At 62.9% G+C, this 2,244-nt stretch carries 3 protein-coding genes; 2 read left to right on the plus strand and 1 reads right to left on the minus strand.

What is annotated here, in order from left to right; translation table 11 throughout:
* Positions 1-803 (minus strand): LysR family transcriptional regulator (locus EN906_RS31510; protein ID WP_164777511.1); only part of this gene is annotated, 803 nt, incomplete at its 3' end.
* 102 nt (positions 804-905) lie between these two features.
* Between EN906_RS31510 and EN906_RS31515 the strand changes: the two genes are divergently transcribed.
* Together EN906_RS31515 and EN906_RS31520 are read left to right on the plus strand one after the other, a co-directional pair.
* Positions 906-1,895, plus strand: a complete 990-nt coding sequence (locus tag EN906_RS31515) for a zinc-dependent alcohol dehydrogenase family protein (protein WP_127270119.1) — start codon at positions 906-908, stop codon at positions 1,893-1,895.
* A gap of 233 nt (positions 1,896-2,128) precedes the next feature.
* On the plus strand, positions 2,129-2,244 hold a 116-nt coding region (locus EN906_RS31520), incomplete at its 3' end, for a zf-TFIIB domain-containing protein (protein WP_206529214.1).

Here is a 2,244-nt window from a genome sequence, read left to right on the forward strand (position 1 = left end):
TAGAGATATCGCGGCTGATCCGGCAACAGCGCCAGCAGAACGCCGGCTTCAATGCGCTCGCGCACCAGCCACCAGGGCAACCAGGCAAGGCCCATGCCGTCGGCAGCCGCGTCAGCGATGGCATCGAGATCGTCGAGCCGCAGACGGCCGGTCGGTATGATCTCCTGCACCGGTTGCCCCTCTCGAGCAAATAGCCAGGGCTGAATGATCTGGCCGAGCCGGCGGTAGACAATTGCCTGATGGTCGGCGAGATCCTCGATCTGTCGCGGTTCGCCATGATTTCTGAGATAGGAAGGTGCGGCGCAGACGACCATGTCCTGGCGCGCGACGCGGCGTGCGATCACCCCCGCCTTGTCGCCCAGAGCACCGGTCCGAATGGCGAGATCGTAGCCATCCTCGGCAAGATCGGCGAAGCGATCGCTGAGAGATAGATCGAGTTCCAGCATCGGATATTGCCGGGCGAGTTTCAGCAGCACGGGCGTCACGCAGTGGCGACCGAAATGCGCCGGCATGGTGACGCGCAGTTTTCCGCGTGGCTCCGAAAACTGGTCGGCGGCGAGCGCATCTGCGGCGTCGGCCTCGGCCAGCACCACCCGACAGCGTTCATAGTAAGCGCGGCCGAAATCGGTCAGGTTCTGCCGGCGTGTGGTCCGGTTGAGCAGGCGAACGCCAAGCCGTTCTTCGAGAGACCGGACATGCTTGCCAACCATCGGTCCCGAGACGTCCAGGGCGACCGCTGCTGCCGCGAACGAGCCGAGATCGACGGCCTTGACGAACACAGCCATGCTTTCGAGCCGATCCATATTCGGAACTCCTGGTTTCTACTGTTCTTCTCGTGCAGCCATTTATCCCTGGGCAGCCTAGCTGCATAGCTCATTCGGTCCAGTTGATTTGGAGTATCCCGAATGACACGTGTGGTTCGCTTTCACCAGCATGGCGGCCCTGAGGTTCTGCGCATCGAGGATGCCGAGCTTCCCCCACCGGGCCCGGGCGAAGTTCAAATCCGCGTCAAGGCGCTCGGCCTCAACCGCGCCGACGCGCTGCTGCGCGCGGGTTCCTATATCGAGACGCCGAAGCTGCCCTCGGGGCTTGGTCTCGAAGCGGCGGGTGTCATCGAGGCTATAGGCGACGGCGTGAAGGAATTCGCGCCGGGCGACGGCGTCAGTGCCATCCCGCCGCAATCGATGATCCGCTGGCCGGCCTATGGCGAGCTTGCCACTTATCCCGCGGAACTTATCGTCAAGCACCCGCCGTCGCTCGACTGGCAAACGGCAGCGGCGGTCTGGATGCAGTACCTCACCGCCTATGGCGCGCTGATCGATATCGCTGGGCTGCACAGCGGAGACCACGTGGTGATCACCGCGGCGTCGAGTAGTGTCGGGCTTGCCGCGGTCCAGATCGCCAACAGTGTGGGCGCGACGACGATTGCGGTGACGCGAACATCGGCGAAGATGCGGGCGCTGCTCGAGGCCGGTGCGGCCGAAGTCGTGGCCTCGACGGAGGAAGATCTGGCGGCGCGGTTGAACCAGATCGCCGGGCCGCGAGGCGTGCGCGTCGTGTTCGATGCGGTCGGCGGCCCGATCTTCGAGCCGCTGACGGCGGCCATGTCGCATAGCGGCATCCTCATCGAATATGGCGGACTGAGCCACGCGCCGACACCGTTTCCGCTATTCGCCGTGCTGGCTAAGACACTGACGCTGCGCGGCTACCTCGTCCACGAGATCACCGGCAACCCGGCGAAACTGGAGGCCGCCAAGGCTTTCATCCTCGCAGGACTCGAGACCGGGACTCTAAAGCCGATCATCGATAGGACCTTCGCGTTCGACCAAATCGTCGAGGCACATCGCCACCTGGAGTCGAACGAGCAGTTCGGCAAGATCGTGGTGACGATCTGAAATCGTGGTGACGATTTGAAATCGTGGTCACGGTCTGAGCGAGATGGCGAACAAATCACTCTTGCGGGCAATATCGCCCCTTGAAGGCGCGGCGCTGCATTCCTAATTGTCCCCTGCGGGCCGGGCCCCTCTGACTGTCGCTTTTGGCGACTGTGATGTCGGACCGCTGTAACGGGCCCGTTTTCATCCTTTTCGGTCGAGCGGGTTCCTTCTTTTTTGGTTTGGAGCGCCGTATGACATCTCCTTCTCTCCTTGGTATGACTTGCCCCTCCTGCCGCGTTGCGCTCGTGATGAGCGAACGCCAGGGTATCGAAATCGACTACTGTCCGCAGTGCCGCGGCGTCTGGCT

Source organism: Mesorhizobium sp. M7A.F.Ca.CA.004.06.1.1, assembly GCF_003999135.1.
Taxonomy (GTDB): domain Bacteria; phylum Pseudomonadota; class Alphaproteobacteria; order Rhizobiales; family Rhizobiaceae; genus Mesorhizobium.

Coding starts and splice junctions, on each gene's coding strand:
- EN906_RS31515 (WP_127270119.1), top strand. CDS start 906: ATGACACGTGTGGTTCGCTTTCACCAGCATGGCGGCCCTGAGGTTCTG.